At 57.5% G+C, this 22,921-nt stretch carries 23 protein-coding genes, 1 tRNA gene and 1 rRNA gene; 6 read left to right on the top strand and 19 right to left on the bottom strand.

Annotated elements, in window-relative coordinates; translation table 11 throughout:
- Window positions 1-234: 234 nt before the first annotated feature.
- Window positions 235-1,224, bottom strand: a complete 990-nt coding sequence (gene nrdF, locus QP971_RS09550; protein ID WP_284788757.1) for a class 1b ribonucleoside-diphosphate reductase subunit beta — start codon at window positions 1,222-1,224, stop codon at window positions 235-237.
- A gap of 142 nt (window positions 1,225-1,366) precedes the next feature.
- Between nrdF and QP971_RS09545 the strand changes: the two genes are divergently transcribed.
- Window positions 1,367-2,062 (top strand): FadR/GntR family transcriptional regulator, encoded by a 696-nt coding sequence (locus QP971_RS09545; RefSeq protein ID WP_200435271.1) that lies wholly within the window; start codon window positions 1,367-1,369, stop codon window positions 2,060-2,062.
- A 55-nt stretch (window positions 2,063-2,117) separates the two neighbouring features.
- On the opposite strand, the gene nrdE is transcribed toward QP971_RS09545, so the two are convergent.
- From nrdE to QP971_RS09515, 6 genes are all read right to left on the bottom strand, one after another.
- The gene (gene nrdE, locus QP971_RS09540; RefSeq protein WP_284791485.1) at window positions 2,118-4,280 is read right to left on the bottom strand and encodes a class 1b ribonucleoside-diphosphate reductase subunit alpha; all 2,163 of its coding nucleotides are present in this window, start codon (window positions 4,278-4,280) and stop codon (window positions 2,118-2,120) included.
- A 54-nt stretch (window positions 4,281-4,334) separates the two neighbouring features.
- Complete coding sequence (gene nrdI, locus QP971_RS09535; protein WP_225746488.1) at window positions 4,335-4,766, bottom strand: class Ib ribonucleoside-diphosphate reductase assembly flavoprotein NrdI; 432 nt, start codon at window positions 4,764-4,766, stop codon at window positions 4,335-4,337.
- A gap of 22 nt (window positions 4,767-4,788) precedes the next feature.
- Entirely contained in the window at window positions 4,789-5,028 is a 240-nt protein-coding gene (gene nrdH / locus QP971_RS09530; protein ID WP_198491999.1) for a glutaredoxin-like protein NrdH, read from the bottom strand.
- A 307-nt stretch (window positions 5,029-5,335) separates the two neighbouring features.
- Window positions 5,336-6,241: an alpha/beta fold hydrolase gene (locus QP971_RS09525; protein ID WP_284811580.1), complete on the bottom strand. Its 906-nt coding sequence runs from the start codon at window positions 6,239-6,241 to the stop codon at window positions 5,336-5,338.
- A gap of 165 nt (window positions 6,242-6,406) precedes the next feature.
- Window positions 6,407-6,529: a type B 50S ribosomal protein L36 gene (gene ykgO, locus QP971_RS09520; RefSeq protein WP_003847162.1), complete on the bottom strand. Its 123-nt coding sequence runs from the start codon at window positions 6,527-6,529 to the stop codon at window positions 6,407-6,409.
- Window positions 6,530-6,649: 120 nt separating this feature from the next.
- Complete coding sequence (locus QP971_RS09515; protein WP_284811582.1) at window positions 6,650-8,005, bottom strand: sugar porter family MFS transporter; 1,356 nt, start codon at window positions 8,003-8,005, stop codon at window positions 6,650-6,652.
- A 27-nt stretch (window positions 8,006-8,032) separates the two neighbouring features.
- Between QP971_RS09515 and nadE the strand changes: the two genes are divergently transcribed.
- Entirely contained in the window at window positions 8,033-8,854 is an 822-nt protein-coding gene (gene nadE, locus QP971_RS09510) for an NAD(+) synthase (RefSeq protein ID WP_284811584.1), read from the top strand.
- Here nadE and QP971_RS09505 read toward each other — a convergent pair.
- A complete protein-coding gene (locus tag QP971_RS09505; protein WP_269953655.1) occupies window positions 8,851-9,576 on the bottom strand; it encodes a fructosamine kinase family protein in 726 nt (241 codons plus the stop codon). The two genes, nadE and QP971_RS09505, sit on opposite strands and share 4 nt — an antisense overlap.
- 30 nt (window positions 9,577-9,606) lie before the next feature.
- Entirely contained in the window at window positions 9,607-9,981 is a 375-nt protein-coding gene (locus tag QP971_RS09500; RefSeq protein WP_239274304.1) for a DUF805 domain-containing protein, read from the bottom strand.
- A gap of 80 nt (window positions 9,982-10,061) precedes the next feature.
- Here QP971_RS09500 and QP971_RS09495 point away from each other — a divergent pair, with 80 nt between their 5' ends.
- Complete coding sequence (locus QP971_RS09495) at window positions 10,062-10,970, top strand: NAD(P)/FAD-dependent oxidoreductase (protein WP_269953656.1); 909 nt, start codon at window positions 10,062-10,064, stop codon at window positions 10,968-10,970.
- Window positions 10,971-11,022: 52 nt separating this feature from the next.
- On the opposite strand, the gene QP971_RS09490 is transcribed toward QP971_RS09495, so the two are convergent.
- The 4 genes from QP971_RS09490 to pgm all read right to left on the bottom strand — a co-directional run bounded on the left by QP971_RS09490 (window position 11,023) and on the right by pgm (window position 14,055).
- A tRNA-Ala gene (locus tag QP971_RS09490) sits at window positions 11,023-11,095 on the bottom strand.
- 76 nt (window positions 11,096-11,171) lie between these two features.
- Complete coding sequence (locus QP971_RS09485) at window positions 11,172-11,903, bottom strand: DsbA family protein (protein WP_269953657.1); 732 nt, start codon at window positions 11,901-11,903, stop codon at window positions 11,172-11,174.
- A 54-nt stretch (window positions 11,904-11,957) separates the two neighbouring features.
- Window positions 11,958-12,422, bottom strand: coding sequence for a MauE/DoxX family redox-associated membrane protein (locus tag QP971_RS09480; RefSeq protein WP_239274298.1), 465 nt, complete (start codon window positions 12,420-12,422; stop codon window positions 11,958-11,960).
- Window positions 12,423-12,438: 16 nt separating this feature from the next.
- Window positions 12,439-14,055 (bottom strand): phosphoglucomutase (alpha-D-glucose-1,6-bisphosphate-dependent), encoded by a 1,617-nt coding sequence (gene pgm / locus QP971_RS09475; protein WP_284811588.1) that lies wholly within the window; start codon window positions 14,053-14,055, stop codon window positions 12,439-12,441.
- A 137-nt stretch (window positions 14,056-14,192) separates the two neighbouring features.
- Between pgm and QP971_RS09470 the strand changes: the two genes are divergently transcribed.
- The 3 genes from QP971_RS09470 to QP971_RS09460 are packed head-to-tail and all read left to right on the top strand — an operon-like array spanning window position 14,193 to window position 16,283.
- A complete protein-coding gene (locus QP971_RS09470) occupies window positions 14,193-15,614 on the top strand; it encodes an alanine/glycine:cation symporter family protein (protein ID WP_239274296.1) in 1,422 nt (473 codons plus the stop codon).
- A 10-nt stretch (window positions 15,615-15,624) separates the two neighbouring features.
- Window positions 15,625-15,927, top strand: a complete 303-nt coding sequence (locus tag QP971_RS09465; protein WP_269953659.1) for a fluoride efflux transporter family protein — start codon at window positions 15,625-15,627, stop codon at window positions 15,925-15,927.
- Window positions 15,924-16,283 (top strand): FluC/FEX family fluoride channel, encoded by a 360-nt coding sequence (locus tag QP971_RS09460; protein WP_239274294.1) that lies wholly within the window; start codon window positions 15,924-15,926, stop codon window positions 16,281-16,283. Before QP971_RS09465 ends, QP971_RS09460 begins: the two co-directional genes overlap by 4 nt.
- 50 nt (window positions 16,284-16,333) lie before the next feature.
- Here QP971_RS09460 and QP971_RS09455 read toward each other — a convergent pair whose 3' ends face one another.
- The 6 genes from QP971_RS09455 to rrf all read right to left on the bottom strand — a co-directional run bounded on the left by QP971_RS09455 (window position 16,334) and on the right by rrf (window position 22,755).
- The gene (locus tag QP971_RS09455; RefSeq protein ID WP_284811591.1) at window positions 16,334-18,877 is read right to left on the bottom strand and encodes an ABC transporter permease; all 2,544 of its coding nucleotides are present in this window, start codon (window positions 18,875-18,877) and stop codon (window positions 16,334-16,336) included.
- Window positions 18,878-19,606: an ABC transporter ATP-binding protein gene (locus tag QP971_RS09450; RefSeq protein ID WP_239274292.1), complete on the bottom strand. Its 729-nt coding sequence runs from the start codon at window positions 19,604-19,606 to the stop codon at window positions 18,878-18,880.
- A 151-nt stretch (window positions 19,607-19,757) separates the two neighbouring features.
- Window positions 19,758-20,999: an HNH endonuclease signature motif containing protein gene (locus QP971_RS09445; RefSeq protein ID WP_284821772.1), complete on the bottom strand. Its 1,242-nt coding sequence runs from the start codon at window positions 20,997-20,999 to the stop codon at window positions 19,758-19,760.
- Window positions 21,000-21,182: 183 nt separating this feature from the next.
- Entirely contained in the window at window positions 21,183-22,316 is a 1,134-nt protein-coding gene (locus tag QP971_RS09440; RefSeq protein WP_284811924.1) for a hypothetical protein, read from the bottom strand.
- Window positions 22,316-22,543 (bottom strand): tRNA 2-thiouridine-synthesizing protein, encoded by a 228-nt coding sequence (locus QP971_RS09435; protein WP_284811923.1) that lies wholly within the window; start codon window positions 22,541-22,543, stop codon window positions 22,316-22,318. The genes QP971_RS09440 and QP971_RS09435 overlap by 1 nt, the downstream gene beginning before the upstream one ends.
- Window positions 22,544-22,637: 94 nt before the next feature.
- Window positions 22,638-22,755, bottom strand: a 5S ribosomal RNA gene (rrf, locus tag QP971_RS09430).
- Between the last annotated feature and the right edge of the window lie 166 nt (window positions 22,756-22,921).

Genomic DNA, 22,921 nt, shown 5'->3' with positions numbered 1-22,921 from the left:
CTCGGACGCAAGGACACACCTCACCACTGACCACATCTGCCACATTGCCCCTGCACGTGGCGCAGCCACTATTTCCACCTACGGTTTTCACCTAAGATACAGCGTGCTATATGTCACAGTCGCGCCGAATTGTGCGGCCCCAAAACGTAAAAACACACCCCCGCTCGTTATCAACCTTTCGGTTGAGTTCGAGCAGAAGGTGTGCCGCTAGACCACGCTGATCAGCGGGAATGCTTAGAAGTCCCAGTCATCATCCGTAGTGTCCTCAGCCTTGCCGATGACATAGGAAGAACCCGAACCAGAGAAGAAGTCATGGTTCTCGTCGGCGTTCGGCGACAACGAGGACAAGATAGCCGGGGAAACGCGAGTCTCATCGGCCGGGAAGAGCCCCTCGAAGCCCAAGTTATTCAGTGCCTTATTGGCGTTGTACCGCAGGAAGCGCTTGACGTCCTCGGTCCAACCCAGGTCATCGTAGAGGTCCTCGGTGTAGTCGATCTCATTGTCATAGAGGTCATAGACCAAGTCGAAGGTGTATTCCTTCAGCTCCGCCTGGCGCTCTTCATCCAGCTGCTTATACGCCTGCTGGAACTTATAACCAATGTAGTAACCATGCACAGCCTCATCGCGGATGATCAGGCGGATGATATCGGCAGTGTTGGTGAGCTTCGCACGGGAGGAGAAGTACATCGGCAGGTAGAAGCCGGAGTAGAACAGGAAGGACTCCAGCAGCGTGGACGCCACCTTCTTCTTCAGCGGATCTTCGCCCTTGTAGTAGGACAAGATGATCTTGGCCTTCTTCTGCAGGTTCTCGTTTTCTTCGGACCAGCGGAAGGCATCGTTGATCATCGGCGTGGACGCCAGGGTCATAAAGATATTGGAATAGGACTTGGCGTGCACGGACTCCATGAAGGCGATATTGGTGTAGACCGCTTCCTCATGCAGAGTCTGGGAATCCGGAAGGAGGGAAATCGCACCCACTGTGCCCTGGATGGTATCCAGCAGCGTCAGGCCGGTAAAGACCCGCATGGTGGTTTCCTTTTCCTTCTCCGTCAGCGTCTTCCAGCTGGGAAGGTCATTGGAGACTGGAACCTTTTCCGGCAACCAGAAGTTACCGGTGAGACGGTCCCACACTTCAAGGTCCTTTTCATCCGGGATGCTATTCCAGTTAATGGCTTCAACTGGCTTTTCATGACTAGAAAGATAGTCATCGTACTCGTGCGACACGCGGCGTCACTCCAATACTAAAAACGGACAAATTCAGGTCTCCAGCATACCCAATTCGCCGCCCCTCTAAGCCATTGTGCTGGATACCACTTACCTATACTGATCCCAGTTACTTCGGAGCATGCAAAGAAAGGATTTCCGCATGAGTGCCACCCCTCCCCTGCTGGGTTCCGTGGTGGATCAGCTCGGCGCGGATATAGTAAGCGGAGACCTCGCGGAGGGCGAGCGGTTCCGGCTGGGGGACGTCGAAAAGCGCTTTGGCATCTCCCGCACCGTAGCCCGAGAGGCCATGCGCGCCTTGGAGCATCTCGGCATGGTGAGCTCTGGGCGCCGCGTGGGCCTCACGGTGCTACCGATGGAGAAGTGGGCGGTATACGACCCAGCGATCATTGGCTGGCGCTTAGACAACGATAAAACGCGCGGGCAGCAAGTGGCCCGGCTCAACGAGCTAAGGCTTGGCATCGAACCGGTGGCCGCGCGTCTGGCTGCCGGCAACGCCACCGCCCAGCAGCGGGCGGAATTGCTGCGCCTCGCCGCGCGATTGGCCGAGCTGGAATCCACCCCGTCTCCGCGCGTGGGCGAAGAATTGGAAACCGATCTGCGCTTCCACACCCTCATCCTGCGGGCCTCCGGCAATGAAATGCTCGCCGCGCTCGCCCCCTCCCTAGTGGCGATGCTCAAGGGCAAGTCCGTCTTCGGCTCCCGCAAACGCGACCCCATCAGCGGCACCACACAGCTGCACATGGAACTGGCCCGCGCCATTGATGCCGGGCTTGCCGACGCCGCCGAAGAAACCTCCCGCACCATTCTCGACCGCACTAGGGCCGAAAACGGCTAAACGCCTCGATGCACGTCCTTCCCCGCGACGTGCATCGAGGCGCCCTACCACCGGTTTAGAGCATGCAGGATACGCAGCCCTCGACCTCGGTACCTTCCAGCGCCATCTGGCGCAGGCGGATGTAGTACAAGGTCTTAATGCCCTTACGCCACGCATAAATCTGCGCGCGGTTGACCTCACGAGTGGTCGCGGTGTCCTTGAAGAAGAGTGTGAGCGATAGGCCCTGGTCCACATACTTCGTGGCTACGGCATAAGTATCGACGATCTTCTCGTAGCCGATCTCATAAGAATCCTTGAAGTACTCCAGGTTGTCATTATCCATGTGCGGCGCCGGGTAGTAGACACGGCCGATCTTGCCCTCCTTGCGGATCTCAATCTTGGAGGCAATCGGGTGGATGGACGAGGTGGAGTTATTGATATAGGAAATCGAACCCGTCGGCGGCACCGCCTGCAGGTTGCGGTTATACAGGCCGTACTTAGCCACGTCCTGTTTCAAGTCCTCCCAGTCCTGGGCGGACGGGGTGTGGATCGAAGAGGCGTCGAAAAGCTCCTGCACCTTCTTCGTCTTCGGCTTGAACTCTTCCGGATCGTAGCGGTCAAAGAATTCGCCCGAGGCATACTCGGACTGGGGGAATTCCGTGAAGTACTCGCCGCGCTCGCGGGCAATCTTATTGGAGGCACGCAGCGCCGCATACAAAATGGCGGCAAAGTAAGCATTGGTAAAGTCCAAGCCCTCTTCCGAGCCATACTCGATGTGCTCGCGGCCCAAGTAACCGTGCAGGTTCATCTGGCCCAAGCCGATGGCGTGGGACTCATCATTACCACGGCGCACGGACGGCACGGAGTCAATGGAGGTCTTATCCGCCACGGCGGTCAGGCCGCGGATGGCGGTTTCCACCGTATTGGCAAAGTCCGGCGAATCCATGGTCATCGCGATATTCAGGGAACCCAAGTTGCAGGAAATATCGCTGCCCAGCTCCTCATAGGTCAGGTCCGCGTTGAATTCGGATGCGGAGTTGACCTGCAGGATTTCCGAGCACAGGTTGGACATGTTGATCCACGAGGTCTTCACTGGGTTCGCGCGGTTTACGGTGTCCTCGAACATGATGTACGGGTAACCGGACTCGAACTGCAGCTCTGCCACGGTCTGGAAGAAGTGGCGGGCGTTGATTTTCTTCTTGCGGATGCGTGGGTCTTCCACCATCTCCTCATAGTGCTCGGTCACGGAGATGTCACCGAAGGCCTTGCCATAGACGCGCTCGACGTCATACGGCGAGAAGAGGTACATATCATCATTGCGCTTAGCCAACTCAAAGGTGATATCCGGCACGACGATGCCCAGCGAGAGGGTCTTAATGCGGATCTTCTCATCCGCATTCTCGCGCTTGGTATCCAGGAAGTTCATGATGTCCGGGTGGTGCGCGTTGAGGTAAACCGCACCGGCGCCCTGGCGGGCACCGAGCTGGTTGGCGTAGGAGAAGGAATCCTCCAGCAGCTTCATCACGGGGATGACGCCGGAAGACTGGTTCTCAATGTGCTTAATTGGCGCACCGGACTCGCGGATATTAGACAGCAGGAGGGCCACGCCGCCGCCGCGCTTGGAAAGCTGCAGCGCGGAGTTGATGGAGCGGCCAATGGACTCCATATTGTCCTCGATGCGCAGCAGGAAGCAGGAGACGAGCTCGCCGCGCTGGGCCTTGCCGGCGTTGAGGAAGGTCGGGGTAGCCGGCTGGAAGCGGCCGGTCATGATCTCGTCTACGAGGTGCTCGGCCAAGCCTGCGTCGCCGTCTGCCAAGAACAGGGCGGTCATGGACACGCGGTCCTCAAAGCGCTCGAGGTAGCGGCGGCCATCAAAGGTCTTCAGCGTGTAGCTGGTGTAGTACTTATACGCGCCCAGGAAGGACTTGAAGCGGAACTTATAGGAATAAGCGCGCTTGAACAGCTCCTTGATAAAGGAGAAATCATACTGCTCAATGACCTGCGGGTCGTAGTACTTGTTATTAATCAGGTAATCGATCTTTTCTTCCAGATCATGGAAGTAGACCGTGTTTTGATTAACGTGCTGCAGGAAGAATTGGTTAGCGGCCTCGCGGTCTTTCTCAAACTGAATCTTGCCGTTATCATCGTAGAGATTCAGCATCGCGTTCAGAGCGTGGTAATCCAACTGCTCTTCTGGCTTTACTGGCTCGGCGACGGTCTTCCCCAATTGCGTACTCACAGCTGACAAGGCCTTTCTTAAAAATCAGGATCTTTATTTAAGTCGTAGTGGGCGCTAGGCCGCGGCCTCGAGCCCGAGCTCGGCGGCGTTAGCCAATAAACCTTCACGACAAATTTTTATATCGTCATCGTTTCCCAGCAACTCGAAACGATATACATAGGGCACTTTACATTTGGCACTGATGACGTCACCAGCCTTGCCAAAATCGGCACCGAAATTGCTATTGCCACCCGCGATTACCGCGCGAATGAGGCTGCGGTTGTGCTCATCATTGAGGAACTTAATAACCTGCTTTGGCACGGGCCGGGAGTTTTGGTGGCTGATGGAAGCGCCCCCGCCATAGGTGGGGCACACCAAGACATAAGGTTCGTTGACCTTGAGGAGCTCCTCCGTGCGGCGCAGCGGAATGCGCGCGCTGGGAAAGCCCAGTTTCTGCACGAACCGGTGCGTATTTTCCGTCGCGGAGGAAAAATACACGACCAACATGGCTACTGGCCTCCCCTACCTCTTAGGCGGATGCCGCTACGGAAGCCAAGCCCTTGATACGGTCAGGGCGGAAACCGGACCAGTGCTCGCCATTAGCTTCAACTACTGGTGCCTGAACGTAGCCCAGTGCCATGACGTAATCACGGGCTTCATCATCAACAGAAATATCGACCAGGTTGTAATCGAGACCGGCGCGGTCGAGGGCCTTCTTGGTGGCATTGCACTGGACGCAAGCTGGCTTGGTGTAAACGGTGATAGACATATAGATCCTTAAAGCTCCTGCATTGAAAAATTCGTCAGAGCGGGGAGCGTTTTCCCGCCTAAACGGGCGCTTCCTGCGCCGCTCTGAGCAACATCAACGACACTATACTTTGGGGGAAATACCCGCAACTAACACAATATGTAGTAGTTACAGCCATGGTATTCCCAGGATGGCACACCCCCGGACCCCACATGTTGACCACACCTAAGGACAGCCATGAAACTACACCAATGGGCTTCCTGCAGGTTTACCTGGAGTTCACGATTTTGTGTGTCAAAGTTCACATTTAAGGGGCTGGCGGCCCGCTCTAGGCCCCGCTTATCGGCACCCCCTCAGAGACGCAGGTCGACGGGTTCGGCCCCTCCCCCGGGGCGCGCGTCAGACCAAAGATGACCTGACTCAACACCGTCCAGTTGGTCGGCAGCTTGTCGTGCCGAGGAGCCACGCCGCAGACCTCGCCCAGGTCGAGGTTGACCACATCGGCGCCGTCGCCAAGCGCCACCTGCGAAGAACTATTCGGAGTCACCGTCGTATCCCCCGGTGAGTAAATGGAGGTATAAAGCACGCCTGGCGCGGTATCCGGCAGCGCATTGAGCCGTTTCATAAACTCCGACCCCACTACTTGCTGGATGCCGGCCGTACTAGCCAGGAAGGCGGCGAGGTGCGGTGCGAAGGCAATGAATTTAGAAAGCGTCTCCCCCTGCCCGTTAAGCGTGGTGCCGTGGAAGTTGCCACCTAGCGCCACCGCATGGGACACATGACCCGCCCCATCATGCATCTGTGTATACGTCTTGATGTGCATACCGCCCTGGGAATGGCCCACCAAGTTCACCTTGTCCGAGCCAGTGACCTCGCGGACATAGTCCACCTGATCCGCAATTTCCGCGGCCGAATCATCCAGGTCCGCGATGGCTTTGACGCTTGGAATCATATTCTGCAAGGTGACATCATCGGCGCCGTAGTCAAAGGCCCACACGCACGCCCCCTGATCTTGCAAGAGGTGGACCAAATTTCCCCACACGGAAGCATTATTCGAGGTTCCATGCAGCAGCACAACGGGCTCAGTGATGTCCCCTGAAGGCACACAGGACGGGTCATTGATGCCAAGGGACTCCGGTGCAGAGGATTCCCACTGTGGTTCTGCGGCATGAGCCACTGGGGCAGACAATCCGAGTGCGGCGGCAGTGAGCGCGGCAACGATTCGCTGGGACATTATTCTTCTTTCTCACGACATAAATAGACAAAATAATTATATTCATATATTTGCCTTTATGTTTACTTGGATTTAAAAGAATTTATCCTTTGTGCCTGAGCTCACGCATGAAAAAATCCGCCCCACTCCGGAAAGCCGGAGGGAGCGGATGGAATCGCGTCTCAATTAGCCCTGACGAGCCTTGAAACGGGGATCCTTCTTGTTGATCACGAAGACCTTACCGTGGCGGCGAATAACCTGGGCGCCCGGCTTCTTCTTCAGCGACCGAAGGGACTTACGGACCTTCATCGGGCGCTCCTTTCGTTATGCGCAATCTACATGCGGTTGAATAAGTAAAGCACGGACTGGGAATCCCCAGCCATGACACGAGGAAAAATGTTACCTCACACGGCCGTCAATACCAAAACACTAAGGCTTCACGGGTGCGGACTCGCGCTCGTAGCGCGACTTCATCTCCTCGCCTACCTCATCCAGGCTACGTCCCATAGTCTCTGGAACCAAAACCTTGGTGTAGCCGATGGCAATGAGACCAAAGACTCCGAAGACGATAAACGCCACCGGGCCGGTCAGCCACTCCACTAGCGGCAGGAAGTACTGCGCCACGGCCCAGTTGGTGGCCCATAGCGAGAGCCCCGCAATGCCCATGCCTAGGCCGCGCACCTGCAGCGGCACCAGCTCGGAGATGAGTAGCCAGGTAGTGGGCGACACTGCAGCCTGCTGGAAGGCGATAAACAGCGCCATAAAGACCAACGAGACCATCGCCATGGCGGTGGAGTCCTGCGCATGGGAATAGGCAAAGGAGAGGATAAACAGCGAGACCACGTTGCCGGTCAGACCCGTAAGCAATAGTCGCTTTCGCCCAATGCGGTCCACGACCTTGAGCCCCACCCAGCAAGCCAGCACGGATACCGTGCCGATAACGATGGAGGTATAAACCGAGTTGGCCGTGGAAATCCCCACCTGGTTCATCATGGTCGGCGCGAAGTACACAATGGCGTTGACGCCGGTAATCTGCTGCGTCAGCCCCATTAGCATGGCAAGCAGCACCGTAATCTGCATCCACCGATTGGCCTTCAGCGCCTTCCATTCGGATCCACTGGACTTTCGCGCGGTCTCCTGCGAGGTCAGCTCGAAGATATCCATCCCGGCGCGCCCGGCAATCTCTTGGGCGCGGGACATGCGCCCGTTGGTTGCCAGCCATACCGGCGTCTCTGGCAGGAAAGCCATTCCGAGCGCCAGCGCCAGGCCCGGCACGGCGGCTAGGCCCAGCATCCACTCCCAGCTACCGGTAGAAGCCAGCGCGGAGTTGACCAGGTAGGCCATCAACTGGCCCACCACAATCGCTAGGGTATTGAGCGAGACCATGCGCCCGCGCACCTTGGCCGGCACGATCTCCGCGATGTACATGGGGGACACGATGGAGACTGCACCCACGGCAAAGCCCAAAAAGGCGCGCGCCGTTGCCAGCATTCCCACCGAGCCGGAAAGCGCACACCAGATGGAACCCAGCACGAAAATGATGCCGCCGGCAATCAGCGTAAGCCGCCGGCCGAATCTATCGGCGATGCGCCCGGCCGTCAGCGCCCCTACTGCAGCACCCACGAGCAGCATCGAGGTCACCCACCCCTCTTGGTGCGCGCTCATATCGAATGCGGGGCTAATAAAAAGCAAGGCACCGGACATCACGCCGGTGTCGTATCCAAATAGCAGCCCGCCCAGGGCCGCTATGCCAGCTACTACCTTGACATAAACTTCCTTATTCACAGCACAATATTGTGTCAGGCGGCTACCATGAACGTCATGTCGAACGATGCCGAAAATCTGCAGCAAACCATCATAAAAGCCCTGGGTGTGCGCCCCTTTATCGATCCAGAAGCCGAAGTGCAGCGCCGCGTGGGTTTCCTGGTTGATTACCTGCGCACCACCGGCGCTAAAGGCTACGTGCTGGGTATCTCCGGCGGCCAAGACTCCACCTTGGCGGGAAAGCTTGCGCAGCTGGCGGTGGAGCGCGTCGACGGCGCGGAGTTTTGGGCCGTGCGCCTACCCCACGGCGTGCAGGCCGATGAGGACGATGCCCAGATTGCCTTAGATTTCATCCAGCCCGATCACCGCCCCACCGTCGATATCAAGCCGGCCACCCTGGCCCTCGACGAGCAGGTGGCGGATGCATTGCAGCTTGCCGACGTCACCGATTTCAACCGCGGCAATACCAAAGCGCGCCTGCGCATGACCGCCCAATACGCCATCGCAGGCGAGGTCGGCGCGCTAGTCATTGGCACCGACCATGCGGCGGAAAACGTCACCGCTTTCTTTACCAAGTGGGGCGATGGCGCGGCAGATCTCCTCCCTTTGGCCGGCCTCAATAAGCGCCAAGGTGCCGCCCTCCTGAAGCACCTCGGCGCCCCGCGCTCTACCTGGGAAAAGGTTCCCACCGCGGACTTGGAGGACGATAAGCCTCAGCTTCCTGACGAAGAGGCCCTCGGCGTCACCTACGCCCACATCGATGACTACCTAGAGGGCAAGGCGGTTCCCGACGCCGCCCGCGAACGCATCGAAACCTTATGGCGCCGCGGTGCCCATAAGCGCATCATGCCGCAGGGGCCGAACCTTTAGCCCAGCGCCTCCAAGGTTGCGGCCGCCGCGCGCTCCAGCGGCCGGTTATAGCTAGCGCCGTGCGTAAGCGCATGCACCGCCAACGGGTGCAGTTGGTGCATGGGAATCCACTTCTCTATGTCCTTCGGCGCACCATACCCCTGGAAGATTTCCTCGAGGTACGGTGCCCCGAAAAGCGCCAACATCCCCAAATCCGTATGCGGGTGCCCACCATGAGCGGCGGGGTCAATCATGATGCCGCCGTCGGACCCAAAAAGCAGATTGCCCGCCCATAGATCGCCGTGGATGCGCGCCGGTGCCACATCCCAACTGCGCGCGGCGATGGCGTCGCAGGCACGCCTTACCAAGTCCAATTGCGCCGCACTTATCCCCGCCAGTTCCGCGAAGGGCAATACGCGCTGGTTAACGTAGAACTCGCCCCAATTATCCGTCGGGATACAGTCTTGCTCGATGCTGCCGATGAAGTTTTTGCCTTCCCACCCGGTAGGAGGCGCGCCAAACGCTTCGGCTCCCGCACGGTGCATGCGCGCCAGCTCCGCACCAAATGTCCGCGCCGCCTCCGGCGTGGGCATGACCTCATCTACGCGCTCGGTAACAATTTCTAGCCCGTCGGCGCTCACGACGTCGACCACCGCTTCGGTGGCTTCCCCGAGCCACCTCAGTCCGGACGCCTCGGCACCTGCTTGATCCGTGTCGCGTACTCGCTTTGAAAAAGTCTGCATGCCGCCCAGCCTAATCAGGCAAGGTATTTTTTAAAGCGCCGCGCGCTCGCGCGTGGGCAGCGCCATCATAAAGAGCAACGCAATCCCACCAAGCACGGGAATGAAACCAATCAGGCATAACAACCCCGTCCGCCCGGAATCATGCAAGCGCCGGCACATCAAGGAAACGACTGGAATCACAAGTACCGCCTCTGCAATAGGCTCAATATTCACGCCAAAGTGCCGGTCGATAATGCCGATTGCCACAGAACTCAGTACGAGGAAGCCAAAGACCCACCAAAACTCACTCTTGGACGCCCGGCCACGAAAGTTGAAGTATTTCACGAAGAACCTGCCCACTGCTTGCACAGGAGACGCCCCATAGAGCGCTTCGTGTGTAAAGAACCCTGTGGAATCACGATTCATTCTGCGCGCGAGCCCCTTTGATGTTGACTGCATATACTCGGCTGCGCACCATGCTACCCACTTCCTATAAAGGAGGAGCAATGTACTCGGACGTCATTATCGTCGGCGGTGGCTTTGCCGGCACCGCCGCGGCCATCACGTTAGCCCGCGCTAACCGCAATGTTCAGGTTATCGATTCCGGTGCTCCCCGCAATCGCTTCAGCGAACATTCTCATGGCATCCTTGGCCTCGACGGCGCGGCTCCCGCCGAACTGCTTCAGCGCGGTCACGCGGAGGTCAAGAAATTCGGCGGAACCATTACCCAGGGCTCGGTGGAGAAACTCACCCGCACTTCCGAGTGCGAGCCTTGGCAGGCAAAACTTGCCAGCGGCGAGGTTCTCGAATCCCGCCACGTTCTCATCGCGACGGGGCTCACGGACAAGCTCCCTACAGTTCCCGGCCTCAGCGATTTGTGGGGCACCAGGGTCTTTCACTGCCCGTACTGCCATGGCTACGAAGTCACCGGGAAGAAGGTTGCACTCATCGGCGGCGCGAATCCGCCTTTTACCATCCGGATCAGCAAGCTGCTGTCCACGTGGACGGACACGCTGACCTTCTACCCCAACGGCCTTGAGCTCACCGATCTCGATCGCACTCAACTCGCCGGATTGGGCGTAAAAGTAGTCGATGCAGAGGTGACACAGGTCCAAACAGATGAAGCGACTCCAACCGGCGTGAAGGTGCACAGTTCTGCTGGAGAAGACACCTACGAAGCATGCTTTACTGGGCCCGATTTTCTGCCCAATGACGCACTGCTGCGGGATGCCGGCTGCGAATCGGCCAACGGGTGGGTCAGCGTAGAGTATGGCCAGACCTCGGTATCGCGCCTGTGGGCGGCCGGCAATGTGGTCAGCTCACCGGAACAAGTCTCGCAAGCGATGGGCAGCGGCGCGGCCGTGGGCATCGCCATCGATCAGCTCATGCTCGATGAGGATCTAGCGAAGCTCTAGCCCACCGCAACAAGAAAAAGGAGAGGAACTAATGTTCCTCTCCTTTATATTGTGGAGCTAACGGGATTCGAACCCGTGACCCCCACACTGCCAGTGTGGTGCGCTACCAGCTGCGCCATAGCCCCTCAAACGAGGTGCAACCCTGTGGGCTGCAACTCGCTTAAATATACATGGAGGGTATTTAACTCTCCAAATCGCCTGCTACTGGGTGACGATCTCTACCCAATCACCCAGGTTCTTGCCGGCCTTTTGGTCAGCCTCGGATGGAACATCCTTGCCATCCTTGATGATGCGCGGCGAGGAAACAGAGCCGGTCTCCTTATCCAACTTGTCGTAGTTGGTCTTTGCCACCTTATTGCCCTGCTTGATGTCCACGTTCTTTATGGACTCAACAACATCGTCTTCCGCACCAAGTTCCTTGGCTTGGTCAGCGATGTCTCCGGTCTCCCACTTATTTGCGACACTTTGTTGATTTTGCATGAGGAAATCACGCAAATTCCAGTAGGTTTTGACGTCGCCGGACTTGGCCAGCTCGGACATTGCGGCTGCTGCCTTGGTGGAGTAGCCCTCTTGGTTTTCAATATCCTCGCCGTCTAAGAAGTTGAGGGTACGCACGTGGACGATCAGCTTACCGTCCTCGATAGCTTGCTTCATTTTGCCATCAGTGGCCTGCGCCAATTCAGCGCAATGTGGACAGGAGTAATCTTCGTACAGATCTACCTCAGGGGTATCGTCCGTAGCATTCTCGCCCTTCAGCGTGATAGCACCATCGGTGTACTCCATGGTCATATTGACGTCTTCGATGCCATCATCAGATTGCTTACCGTTCCACACGATATAGCCAATAACAACGGCAATGATGACGAGAAGTACACCGACTCCCCAAATAAATCCGTTGCCACCCTTGGCGTTCGGGTCAGTTACTTTGCTCATTTGAACCTTGCCTTTGAAAATTCTCGGACCAATACAGCCTACCTTGCCCACCTATTAGGGGTGAAGGGCAAACTTGGTGAAAGGGCGTTTAATAGTCCAAACAGTGAAGAATAGATACGCGACATCGCGCAACAGCGTCTTCGCATAATCCATTCCGCGGTCAGGATTTTGGGCGTCATAGCCAAAGCAGCCGCAGTCAATATCTAGCCCGCGGGCCCAGGCCTGTGCGATGCCCACCATAAAAAGCAGCAACACGATGGTGGCCACGATGGAGGACTTTCGCAAAAACAACCCGAGCAGCAAGAGCACGCCACCAATAACCTCCAGTGGGCCGATGACCGTTGCGAGGTAAAGAGCCCAATCAGGCGTAAAAATGTCATATCCCTTAATGGCTTGGGTCATGTCTAGGGTTTTGCCGAGCTTATGCACGCCGGCGTCAATCCACACCCAGGCCATGCCAAAGCGGGCGATGAAGCTGATGACGTCGAACGCCAGCTTCCCATTGATCTTGCTACTCACGAGGATGAGTTTAGCGTTAGCCCTTTAAAACATTGGCAACAACTGCCTGTGCTTCTGCTTGCACCTTTCTGAGATGTTCCTCACCCAGGAAAGACTCCGCATAGATTTTGTATTTATCTTCCGTACCAGAAGGACGCGCGGCAAACCACGCATTCTTTGTCGTCACCTTCAGGCCGCCAATGGCCGCACCGTTGCCGGGAGCCTCCGTCAGCTTGGCCACGATTTCCTCGCCCGCTAGCTCCGTGGCGGAAACTTTTTCCGGAGACAGCTTCTTGAGGATGGCCTTCTGCTCGCGGTTCGCGGGGGCGTCGGTGCGAGCATAGGCTGGGGTGCCGAATTTCTCCGCCAGTTCTGCGTAGCGCTGGGACGGAGTCTTGCCGGTGACGGCGGTAATCTCCGCGGCGAGCAGGTCCATAATAATGCCGTCCTTATCGGTGGACCACACGGAGCCATCGAAGCGCAGGAAAGACGCCCCGGCGGATTCCTCACCACCGAAACCAATGGTGCCTTCGACCAATCCCGGCACAAACCACTTGAAGCCGACGGGAACTTCCACCAATTCGCGACCCAAGCTTTCCACCACGCGGTCAATCATGGTGGACGACACCAGGGTCTTTCCCACACCGGCATTTCCCCACTGCGGGCGGTGACTAAAGAAGTACTCGATAGCCACGGCAAGGTAGTGATTGGGGTTCATCAGGCCGGCATCGGGAGTGACAATGCCATGGCGGTCCGCATCGGCGTCGTTGCCGGTGGCAAGGTCGAACTTAGAGCGGGCGTCGATAAGCGAGGCCATAGCATTCAGCGAAGAACAATCCATGCGGATCTTGCCGTCCGTATCCAAGGTCATAAAGCGGAAAGTGGAATCCACCTCCGGATTCACAACCGTCATATTGAGCTCATAATGATCCGCGATGGCCTGCCAATAATCCACGGAGGCACCACCCATGGGATCTGCGCCGATGCGCAGGCCGGAATCTTTAATAGCCTGCATATCCACCACATTCTTAAGGTCAGCCACGTAGTTGTGTACGTAGTCATGCTTGATGCAGCGCTCGTCCAGCACGCCGTCGACAGGCGTTCGCTTGACGCCCTCCAGCCCGGCGCGCAAGTACTTGTTCGCGCGGCCAGCAATCCAATCGGTAGCCTGAGCGTCGGCCGGGCCGCCGGTAGGCGGGTTGTATTTGAAACCGCCATCGCGGGGAGGATTATGGGACGGAGTAATCACGATGCCATCGGTGCCAGGGTGGGTCAGGATAGCGTGGGAGATCGCCGGCGTCGGCGTGTAGCGGCCGCGGTCATCAACGCGAACCTCCAAACCGTTGGCTAGCAGCACCTCGAGGGCGGAGACCATGGCAGGCTCGGACAGCGCGTGGGTATCGCGGCCGACAAAAATCGCCCCAGCAACGCCTTGCTCCGCACGGTAATCCACAATGGCCTGGGTAATCGCTAGGATATGAGCCTCATTAAAAGCGCAATCGAGCGCGGAGCCGCGGTGGCCAGAGGTTCCGAAGGACACCTGCTGATCCGGGTTATCCGCATCCGGGGTACGGGTGTAATAGGCGGTAACCAGTTCCGCGATATCGATGAGGTCCGATGGTTGTGCCAGTGTGCCGGCGCGCTCGTGGGCCATGGCGTGCTCCTTGAGGGGGTTGGGTTGGGATACCCTTCCAGCTTGCCTGCTCTGCTGCGGTTGCGCAGGACGAATATTCCCCCGGCTGGGGGTATAGGCAAATTTACTCCATTTCTATAGTTCGCTAGATTTACAGAATGGACTCGCTTAATTCCATCCTCTCCGCCATCAGCACTGTGGTGTGGGGACCGTTCATCCTCATTCCCCTCCTCCTAGGAACCGGCCTGTGGCTGACCATTCGTTTGGGCGGACTCCAATTCCGAGCGCTGGGCCGCGCGATGCGTCACATCTTTGCCACAGACTCTGACGATGAGTCCACCGAGGGTGATATTTCCAATTATCAGGCGCTGACCACCGCCCTTGCCGCCACCGTAGGCGTGGGAAATATCGTCGGCGTGGCCACGGCGCTGTCCATCGGTGGCCCTGGCGCACTGGTATGGATCTGGATTACCGGCCTCGTAGGCATGGCTTCCAAGTACACCGAGGCCTACCTGGGCGTGCGTTTTCGCACCACGGATTCCAAGGGCGAGATGTCCGGTGGGCCGCAGCAGTACCTGAAGCGTGGCATCCCCGGACCACTCGGCTCGGTACTAGCAGTATTCTTTGCCATCTTTGCAATTTGCGCGTCCTTTGGCATCGGCAACCTCGCCCAAGCCAATGCTGTGGCCACCAATATGGAATCGACGTTCGGCATCGCCCCGGCGGCCACCGGCGCGATCCTCTTCGTCTTGGTGGGCTCCGTGCTCCTCGGCGGAATCCAGGCCATTGGGCGCATTACCGCCGCCTTCGTCCCGTTGATGATCATCGTCTACGTCCTGGGCGGGCTCTATGTGATCTTCTCGCACGCCACGGAGATCCCCGCAGCCTTCGCCATGATCTTCAGCGATGCCTTCACCGGCACCGCCGCAGGTGGCGGGTTCGTGGGCTCCACCATCATGATGGCCATTCAATACGGTGTTGCCCGCGGCATTTTCTCCAATGAGTCCGGCATGGGCTCCGCCGCCATCGCCGCCGCGGCCGCCAAGACCCCGCACCCAGCGCGCCAGGGGTTGGTATCGATGACCCAGACCTTCATCGACACCATCATCGTGGTCACCATCACCGGCTTGGTCATTGTTGTAGGCGGCACCTGGGATATGGGCCGCGACGAGGCCGGAATCATGACGGCCGAGGCCTTCTCCCGCGTACTGCCGGGAGATTGGGGCGGCACCATCGTTTCGCTCTCCATTATTTTCTTTGCCTTTTCCACCATCATGGCCTGGGCGTATTACGGCGAGCGTTCCCTGGAATCCCTGTGCGGGCGCAAAGCTTCCATCCCCTACCGCATGTTCTTCGCCTGTCTCCTTTTTGTCGGCTCCGTCTCGGAACTCGAGCTCGCTTGGACCTTCTCCGATCTGGCTAACGGTCTCATCGCCATCCCGAACCTCATTGGCTTGCTCCTCCTCTCCGGCCTTGTGGCCCGCGAGACCAAGGCCTACCTAGCCTTCGACCCCAAGCTCAATAAGCCAGTGGATGAGGTGCGCGCGTTCGTAGAGTCCCAAGGGATGAACTGGAAGTAACATAGGCCGCATGCCTCAATTCCTCGTCGTGGGTGCTGGCGCTGCGCTCGGTGCGGCTGCCAGATACTTGCTTTCCGTAGCGCTCGGCGGCGGCATGATCCCGCTGCTCATCATTAATATTCTCGGCAGCGCGCTCATGGGCTACTTCCGCCCCGGCCCTTTTTGGGGCACCGGCGTGCTCGGCGGTTTCACTAGCTTTGCCACCTTCGCTTTCCTGACTTCCGAGGCCCATTGGACCATCGCTTTAGTCTATGCCCTAGCCACCATTATCGGCTGCGTGGGCGGCTACCTGGCAGGTGACAAGCTGCGATGAATCTTATCTGGGTCCTTCTCGGCGGCTTCGTTGGTGGCAGCCTGCGCTATGGCTTTACTCGGCTTGTGCCCGCCCCCTACTGCACTTTCGTGGCGAATATTTTGGGCTCCCTAGCCCTTGGCCTGGCCTATGGTTTCGCCCAGCTTGCCGACGCCCCCCTTATCCACCCCTTCCTCGCCCTCGGCCTAGCCGGCGGCCTGTCCACCTGGTCCACATTGGCGAAGGAACTGGGAGAAATGATCAAACGCAAGGAGTGGTGGCGGCTTAGCAAATATCTCTTCTGGACCATCGGCCTCGGCATCGTTTTAGCCTGGCGCGGCACCATCTGGGCGGCACGCATTTATCACGGCATATAAGCAAAATGGTCTCATTCTCCGCGCGAAGAATGAGACCATTAGCTGTATACCTAGTCTGCGATTGCCTCCAATGGCGGTGTCTTTGCCGCACGGTTCGACGGCCACACGGCCGCGATAATACCCACGATGGCCGAGCCCACCAGCATGATGAGCACCATCGCCCACGGAATCTGCGCAGAGTCCAGTCCCTCATCGCCAAGTATCTCGATGAAAGACCAACCGAGGCCCAAGCCAATAAGGATGCCCATCACCGCGCCGAAGAGCGCAATCTGCACTGATTCAAGAGTGATCATCGTGCGGATCTGGCGGCGCTGCGTACCCACGGCACGCAACATGCCGATCTCTTGGCGGCGCTCAATAACACCCAGGGTCAGGGTATTGACAATTCCCAGCACGGCAATAATCACCGCAAGGGCAAGCAGGCCATACAGGACGGAAAGCATCTGGTCGATAAAGCCAGCCGCCTGGCCGGCATACTCCTCACCAGAATTAACCTGGACCACAACCAAATCCTTGACCGCATCCTCCAGATTATGGCGCAGCTCTTCCTTGTCATAGCCTTCTTGACCCAAGACGCCCACCATTTGGACGGTGAAGGACTTCTTCGGTGCGACCTTTTCCGCCACATCCTGCGAAAGCATCATATTCTGCACTACATCGGTGGGCTTAAAGGTACCGACCAGCTCCGCCTCTGCCTTCTTATCCTTTTCCGCAGAAGTAACCTTGTAGGTCTCTCCTACCTTCCACCCGTGTTCCTTGGCAAAGTCCTCGGTAGCAATGAAGCCCTTCTCCAAGTTGGCATCACCCTCGACCATATCGAGCGCAATCATCGACGACGGATCTCCATCCGCAGTCATCGTTTGCTGGAATTGTGGACCATAATCCATCGATGCCTGACCATCGACGGCCACCGGAGCCATACCGACGGTAATCACCTTATCGACGCCCTCGGCCTCCGCCGCGCGTTTACCCGTGTCCTTCGGCGTCGGGAACTCACCAGAGCTAGGACCGGAAAGCAGGTAATCAGAGGTGATGTTTTGCTCCACGGTATCGGCCACGGAGGACTTCATAGTTGCGCCCAGCATGCCAATAGCGGTCACTAGGGCCACACCCAAAGTTAGCGCGAAGGCAGTGGCGGCGGTGCGGCGCGGATTGCGACGAGAGTTGGTAGCCGCCAACGAACCGATGGCGCCGAACGGCTTACCGATTGCCTTGCCCACCGTCGGCACCAAAGGCAGCGACAAAGCAGGGCCGGCTAGGAAGAATCCCACGATGACACCGAATGCGCCGACGCCGACGAGGATGGCGCGGACGTTCGTCTCGCCGTCGGAAAGCACGCCTGCCAACGCCGCCACAATACCCACCAGCAAGATAATGGCACCGAAAATCGTGCGTACCTTCAGGGAAGTTCCAGAAGCAGATTCGGTAGTGCGCATTGCCTCAACCGGCTGCACGCGGCCCGCGCGCCGTGCCGGCGCCCACGCAGATACAACCGTCACGATAGTGCCCAAAATGATTGGAACTACGATTGCCGAAACGCTCAGGCCCAAGCCGCCATCGAGAGGCATTCCCTGCGCGCTCATGACTGCCTTAATGATTGCGACCAACCCCATACCAGCAACCACGCCAACTATGGACCCCAGAACACCAACAATGGCGGACTCCACCACCACCGAGTTTGTGATCTGGCGACGGGAAGCACCCAGCGCACGCAAGAGAGCAAACTCCTTGGTGCGCTGTGCGACAATCATCGAGAAAGTATTTGCAATGATGAAGGTGCCCACTAGCAGCGCAATTAGGCCGAACGCGATGAGGAAGTAATTGATGAACTTCAAAGCAGAAGACATCATCTCCGAGGTCTCCTCAGCCAGGCGCTCACCCGACTCCGCTTCGACTTCATACTTCTCATTCAGATGGTCCACCAAGGCATTCGCATCCACTCCATCGGCTGCAGAAACCTTGAGCTGGCTCGGCTCACCGTAGCGCTCCAGGTAATCTTTTTCAGCCATGCTCAGCACGATGCTCTCGCCCTGGTCGACCGCGGGCTCCGAGATGCCAGAAACCGTCACCGTATCCTGCTCATCAGGGTGAACCACAGTCAGCTTCTGGCCCACGGAAATGTCGTATTTGTCTGCCGCGGAAGAGTTGACGAGGACCTCGTTCTTACCGCTAGGCTCCTCGCCCTCCTTCAGCTCATCGGCGCCACCAACGACCTTGTCTTCTGGGTAGAACGGGACAACGCTGGCCGTGCCGCCCTGGGTTTGATAGGCCTCCGAGTTCTCATCGGCCGCGACAACGGTCTCCGAATCCGCGATATTGATGTTCTTGACATCCTTATCGTCGGCCAACTTTTGGCGCAACTTGTCATCCAGTTTCGCGCCATTGTCGTCCTTTTGGCTCACCACTGCATCCACGCCGCGGAACTGATTATCCACGGCGGCCTCAAACGTAGACTTCAGCGAATTGGTAAACATAAACGAGCCGGCAATAAACGCAGTGCCCAAAACCACCGCAAGAATCGTCAGCCCAAGGCGCAACTTATGCGCCACAATATTACGCAGAGATACTCTGCGCATTGCGTTTCCGCGTGCCATTTAGCCCTCAATCTCCGCCATTACCTGGTGAATGGCCTCCATCGTCGGATTGTGCAACTCATTCACAAGCTTGCCGTCAGCAAGGAAAACCACCCGGTCCGCATACGAGGCGGCCTTGGCATCGTGCGTCACGATGACCACTGTTTGGTTGTCCTTATCCACCGCGGTTCGCAAAATGTCGAGCACCTCGGCCGAAGAATTCGAATCCAGGTTGCCCGTTGGCTCATCGCCGAAGATGATTTCCGGCCGAGAAACCAATGCACGAGCACAGGCCACGCGCTGCTGCTGTCCGCCAGACAATTCAGCTGGGCGATGTTCCAGGCGCTCCGCTAGGCCAAGGCGGCTAGTGACCTCCTCAAACCACTGCTTATTGACGTCCTTACCTGCAATATCCGTAGGCAGCGTAATGTTTTCCGCCGCAGTCAGCGTAGGCACAAGGTTAAAGGACTGGAAAATAAAGCCCAGCCGGTCACGACGCAGCGCCGTAATGTCTTTGTCATTGAGCGCAGAAATATCGGTATCACCGATAAATGCTGATCCGGAGGTCGCTGAATCGAGACCAGCCATGGTGTGCATCAGCGTCGACTTACCGGAACCCGATGGGCCCATGATCGCAGTGAATTCGTTCTTACCGAATTCAATGGATACATGATCAAGAGCGACGACGGCTGTGTCATCGCTTCCGTATTGCTTAAACAAGTCAACGGCGCGAGCCGCAGCATCAGTCATGAGACAAGTTCTCCTTGTAAATGGGAAATTACCTACTTAAGTCTAGCGACCGTGATCTCCGGCCGACATCATCCCTGAGGAGGAAAACGGCATGAGAGAAGCCGGCACGACCGTTCTCCTGGTCACAACACCGCAGGCTCCGGTCTACTCCCTAGCCCTCCCTTCTTTTTGTTCTTTGTTGTTGGTGTGTGAGGTATTGGGCCCAGGTGTGGTTCCAGTGTGTGTGGTGTGTGGCTAGTGGTCCGGTGGGGTGGTCTAGTTGGTAGGTGCCGTCGTGGTGGAGCCAGGCGATGGTGCCGGTGATGGGGTCGAGGATGTAGTGGATTCTGCGGTCGGTTTTGATGTTGTGGTGGTGTTGGCAGAGGTTTACTAGGTTGTCTGGGCTGGTGGGCCCGCCGTAGTGGTATTCGATGCGGTGGTCGAGTTGGCACCTGGTGGCGGGGACGGTGCAGTCGGGCCAGCGGCAGGTGGCGTCTCTGCCTTGGGTGTAGGCGCGGATGTCGGTGTTGGGGGTGTAGGAGTCTATCTCGTCGGCTTTAAGTCGGCGGATGAAGGTGTTGTCTGCAGGGGCGTGGTTGAGGTTTATCCATCCGGCACCGGGGTGAAAGACCAGGTTGGCGTTGTCGTTAGTGGTGAACGTGTTGATAGCGACGCTGGTGTGGGTGTCTTCGAGGATCAGGTCGATGAGGCCTTGTGCGGCGGTGGTTGCGGCTTGGTTGGTGTAGGCGTCGATGTGGCGGGCGATGATGGTGGCGGTCGCACTATCGCAGGTAAGTGTGAATGTGGTGGTGTTATCTGGGTTGTAGTTGATGCGCAGTCGTGGTTGGGGTTGTTGTTCTTTGTCTTCGGGGCGCAGGTGGCAGTCGATGAAGGTGCGGATAAATCGGCGCAGATCAGCATCGGTGGGTACTGTTTGGTTGGGTGTGGTGGGGGTGAGGAAGTCTGCGAGTGCGGCGTCGATGGCTTCGAGGTGGTCTAGGTTGTCTTCTAGGCGCTTGAGTTCGCGGTCGATGATGCGCAGCTTGTTAAGGTCGAGTATCCAGTGGTGGCCTTGTACTTCGGTGACTAGGGGTAGTTGGCGGATGCGGAAGTGGGCGCGGATGTATCCGAGGAGCTTCGAGTAAGAGATGCCGAGATCTCTAGCCAGGCCGGTCAGGCTTAGGTCAACATCCTCGTCTAGTTGCGGGAGGATCGCGCGAAAAAGAAACCAGGAGGTTTTACGCGTATAGGTGCCGGCTTTACCAATGTGGTTTCCGGGTGCATTGGTGGTATAAAAGGCCTCTGGCACATCACCGTCGTCTAGGTGGTAAGCGTCGGACTGGTCGCCGATAAGGAGGGTGCCGGGGTAGTCGAGGGTGGTATCTGTTTCGGGCGGGGCGAGTGTGGCAGTCATGGATGGGGCACTCCAGCAGAGAAGAACAGGGTTCGTACGTGTTTTCTAACAAGTGCCTTTATAGTAACCCGGATTAAGGACATGTGGCCTTAGTGGGGGTGTTTGTGTTCGAATAGGGTGCCCTAAATCCGCAGGGATTCCCAGAGTCGCACCACACCCGCCAGCGGGGGTAAAAGGAAGGGTTTAGGGTTGGGCGGCGTCGGCAAGCTGGTTGCGAATTTCAGGGCAGTCAGCAAACTTTCGCTGTAGGCGTCCTAAGAAGTCCTCAAATGAAGCCGGGTCAGCTACTTTCTGAACTTTCCCGAGCAACCCATACGCTTGGTCGCGACCAAAGGCATCTTCTGTTTCCAGCTTCTCCTCGATAAGCTGCATAAGAACGGGAATGGTTTCGACCCGCAGGTGCGGAAAAAGTAGTTCTGCCACATTGCGTTGGAGCCCGGCGTCCGAGGCTGTCGCCCATGCTCGTTTCGGATCGCGTAGGCACTGATACTGAAACATTGCAAGATCCCAGGGCTTATCACGCAGCCGAGCCTCGATGTGCTCCACTGCGCTATCCCCCACCGCCACAAAAAGTCCTTTCGCTGTCGAAAGCCATGGAAACGCGTCGAAAACTCGCTCATTGACATAAGGGCTGCGGTGAGGAAAATGGACGTCGGTAATCGCGGCCCAACCACCAGCAATGTTGAACGTTTCCTCAGCGGGAAGGATTCGCATCGCTTCTTCCGAGTACGTGTAAGCAAGGTCGAACCGGCCGATCTCCGAAAGCCCGCTAATGAGCTGCTCGTATCCGTCCGTGTGGGTACGAAATACCTCCTCGACAGAACCGGAAAGCACCGCTAACCGACGACCGACATACTCACCCTGCGCACGCTCGCGCAGCTCTTTGAGGCCTTCAGGCCCTAAAGCCTCCGCGTACTGTACGGGGTCGATATAAACCTGCTCCGCATACGGCGACTCGAGAACGCCCAAAAGCCACTCGGCCAAGCGCAGACCGTCAACCTGGGCCAATTGGGCGGCCTGAGGTAGTTCCTGGGCCAAGCGCCCCGCGCACCAGATCACGGACCCAACTGGATCATTAACCAGCGGCAACTGTAGCAGAAGCTCTTCTAGCGCCCGTTGCGCGACCGGGAAGACGTCGCAAGGCTCTATTGACTTGACGTCTTCGCTGGGCAGGTGTTGAGGCTCATCAATTGCCAAATTCAAAAGCACACCCGCCTGCCACACCTGGTCGGCGTACGCCCGTGAATCGTCGGGGTCAGTCAGATTCAAACCTGAGGGGTTTACAAGGGTGTTGGTTGCTTCGACAAGCGTCTGCACTACTTCAGGCTTTCCTTCAAATCCGCGTGAAACTCCTTCAGCGTTTCCGTGAGCTCCCATATCTGGTTACGCTCCTCCTCAAACATGCGGTCAACGAGGAAATCCACGCCGACCAAATCATCCGGATGCAAGCTATCCAAATAAGCCAGGAGCTTATCGACGCCTTCGAGTCCAAGAATTCCTTGCTCAACCTGGTCCGCCACATAAGAAATTTGCTTTTGGTCCATGGTGAGGAGAATAGCAAAACATAAAGAGAAGGAGGCGGTGGTTGTCCGTCTCCTTCTTTGTTGTTTCTGTATTTTGTTGTTTGTTGTTGTTTGGTGTCGGCGGTGACTTACTCTCCCACAGCCTCCCGGTTGCAGTACCATCAGCGTGTGCAGGCTTAGCTTCCGGGTTCGGAATGGGACCGGGCGTTTCCCTGCAGCTATTGACCACCGACAAACATGCGAAGCACATACCCTTACTTGTTGGGTGCCCACCTGGGGTGGGTGTTGTGTCAGATACTGCATAGTGGACGCGGTCACGACGGTGACTATGTTTCTTTACTCTCTTTTTTGTTGTTACACCAGTGTGTTGGTGTTTGTTGTGGTCAATTAGTACCAGTA

It is taken from the genome of Corynebacterium marquesiae, assembly GCF_030229635.1.
In the GTDB taxonomy this organism is placed as follows: Bacteria; Actinomycetota; Actinomycetes; order Mycobacteriales; family Mycobacteriaceae; genus Corynebacterium; species Corynebacterium marquesiae.
This window is presented reverse-complemented; position numbering and strand designations above follow the sequence as displayed.

Bases quoted from the DNA above. Each gene is read 5' to 3' on its own strand.
- QP971_RS09545 (WP_200435271.1), top strand. From the start codon at position 1,367: ATGAGTGCCACCCCTCCCCTGCTGGGTTCCGTGGTGGATCAGCTCGGC.
- nrdI (WP_225746488.1), bottom strand. From the start codon at position 4,766: ATGTTGGTCGTGTATTTTTCCTCCGCGACGGAAAATACGCACCGGTTC.
- nrdH (WP_198491999.1), bottom strand. From the start codon at position 5,028: ATGTCTATCACCGTTTACACCAAGCCAGCTTGCGTCCAGTGCAATGCC.
- QP971_RS09525 (WP_284811580.1), bottom strand. From the start codon at position 6,241: ATGTCCCAGCGAATCGTTGCCGCGCTCACTGCCGCCGCACTCGGATTG.
- ykgO (WP_003847162.1), bottom strand. From the start codon at position 6,529: ATGAAGGTCCGTAAGTCCCTTCGGTCGCTGAAGAAGAAGCCGGGCGCC.
- nadE (WP_284811584.1), top strand. From the start codon at position 8,033: ATGAACGTCATGTCGAACGATGCCGAAAATCTGCAGCAAACCATCATA.
- QP971_RS09505 (WP_269953655.1), bottom strand. From the start codon at position 9,576: ATGCAGACTTTTTCAAAGCGAGTACGCGACACGGATCAAGCAGGTGCC.
- QP971_RS09500 (WP_239274304.1), bottom strand. From the start codon at position 9,981: ATGAATCGTGATTCCACAGGGTTCTTTACACACGAAGCGCTCTATGGG.
- QP971_RS09495 (WP_269953656.1), top strand. From the start codon at position 10,062: ATGTACTCGGACGTCATTATCGTCGGCGGTGGCTTTGCCGGCACCGCC.
- QP971_RS09485 (WP_269953657.1), bottom strand. From the start codon at position 11,903: ATGAGCAAAGTAACTGACCCGAACGCCAAGGGTGGCAACGGATTTATT.
- pgm (WP_284811588.1), bottom strand. From the start codon at position 14,055: ATGGCCCACGAGCGCGCCGGCACACTGGCACAACCATCGGACCTCATC.
- QP971_RS09470 (WP_239274296.1), top strand. From the start codon at position 14,193: ATGGACTCGCTTAATTCCATCCTCTCCGCCATCAGCACTGTGGTGTGG.
- QP971_RS09465 (WP_269953659.1), top strand. From the start codon at position 15,625: ATGCCTCAATTCCTCGTCGTGGGTGCTGGCGCTGCGCTCGGTGCGGCT.
- QP971_RS09460 (WP_239274294.1), top strand. From the start codon at position 15,924: ATGAATCTTATCTGGGTCCTTCTCGGCGGCTTCGTTGGTGGCAGCCTG.
- QP971_RS09455 (WP_284811591.1), bottom strand. From the start codon at position 18,877: ATGGCACGCGGAAACGCAATGCGCAGAGTATCTCTGCGTAATATTGTG.
- QP971_RS09450 (WP_239274292.1), bottom strand. From the start codon at position 19,606: ATGACTGATGCTGCGGCTCGCGCCGTTGACTTGTTTAAGCAATACGGA.
- QP971_RS09445 (WP_284821772.1), bottom strand. From the start codon at position 20,999: ATGACTGCCACACTCGCCCCGCCCGAAACAGATACCACCCTCGACTAC.
- QP971_RS09435 (WP_284811923.1), bottom strand. From the start codon at position 22,543: ATGGACCAAAAGCAAATTTCTTATGTGGCGGACCAGGTTGAGCAAGGA.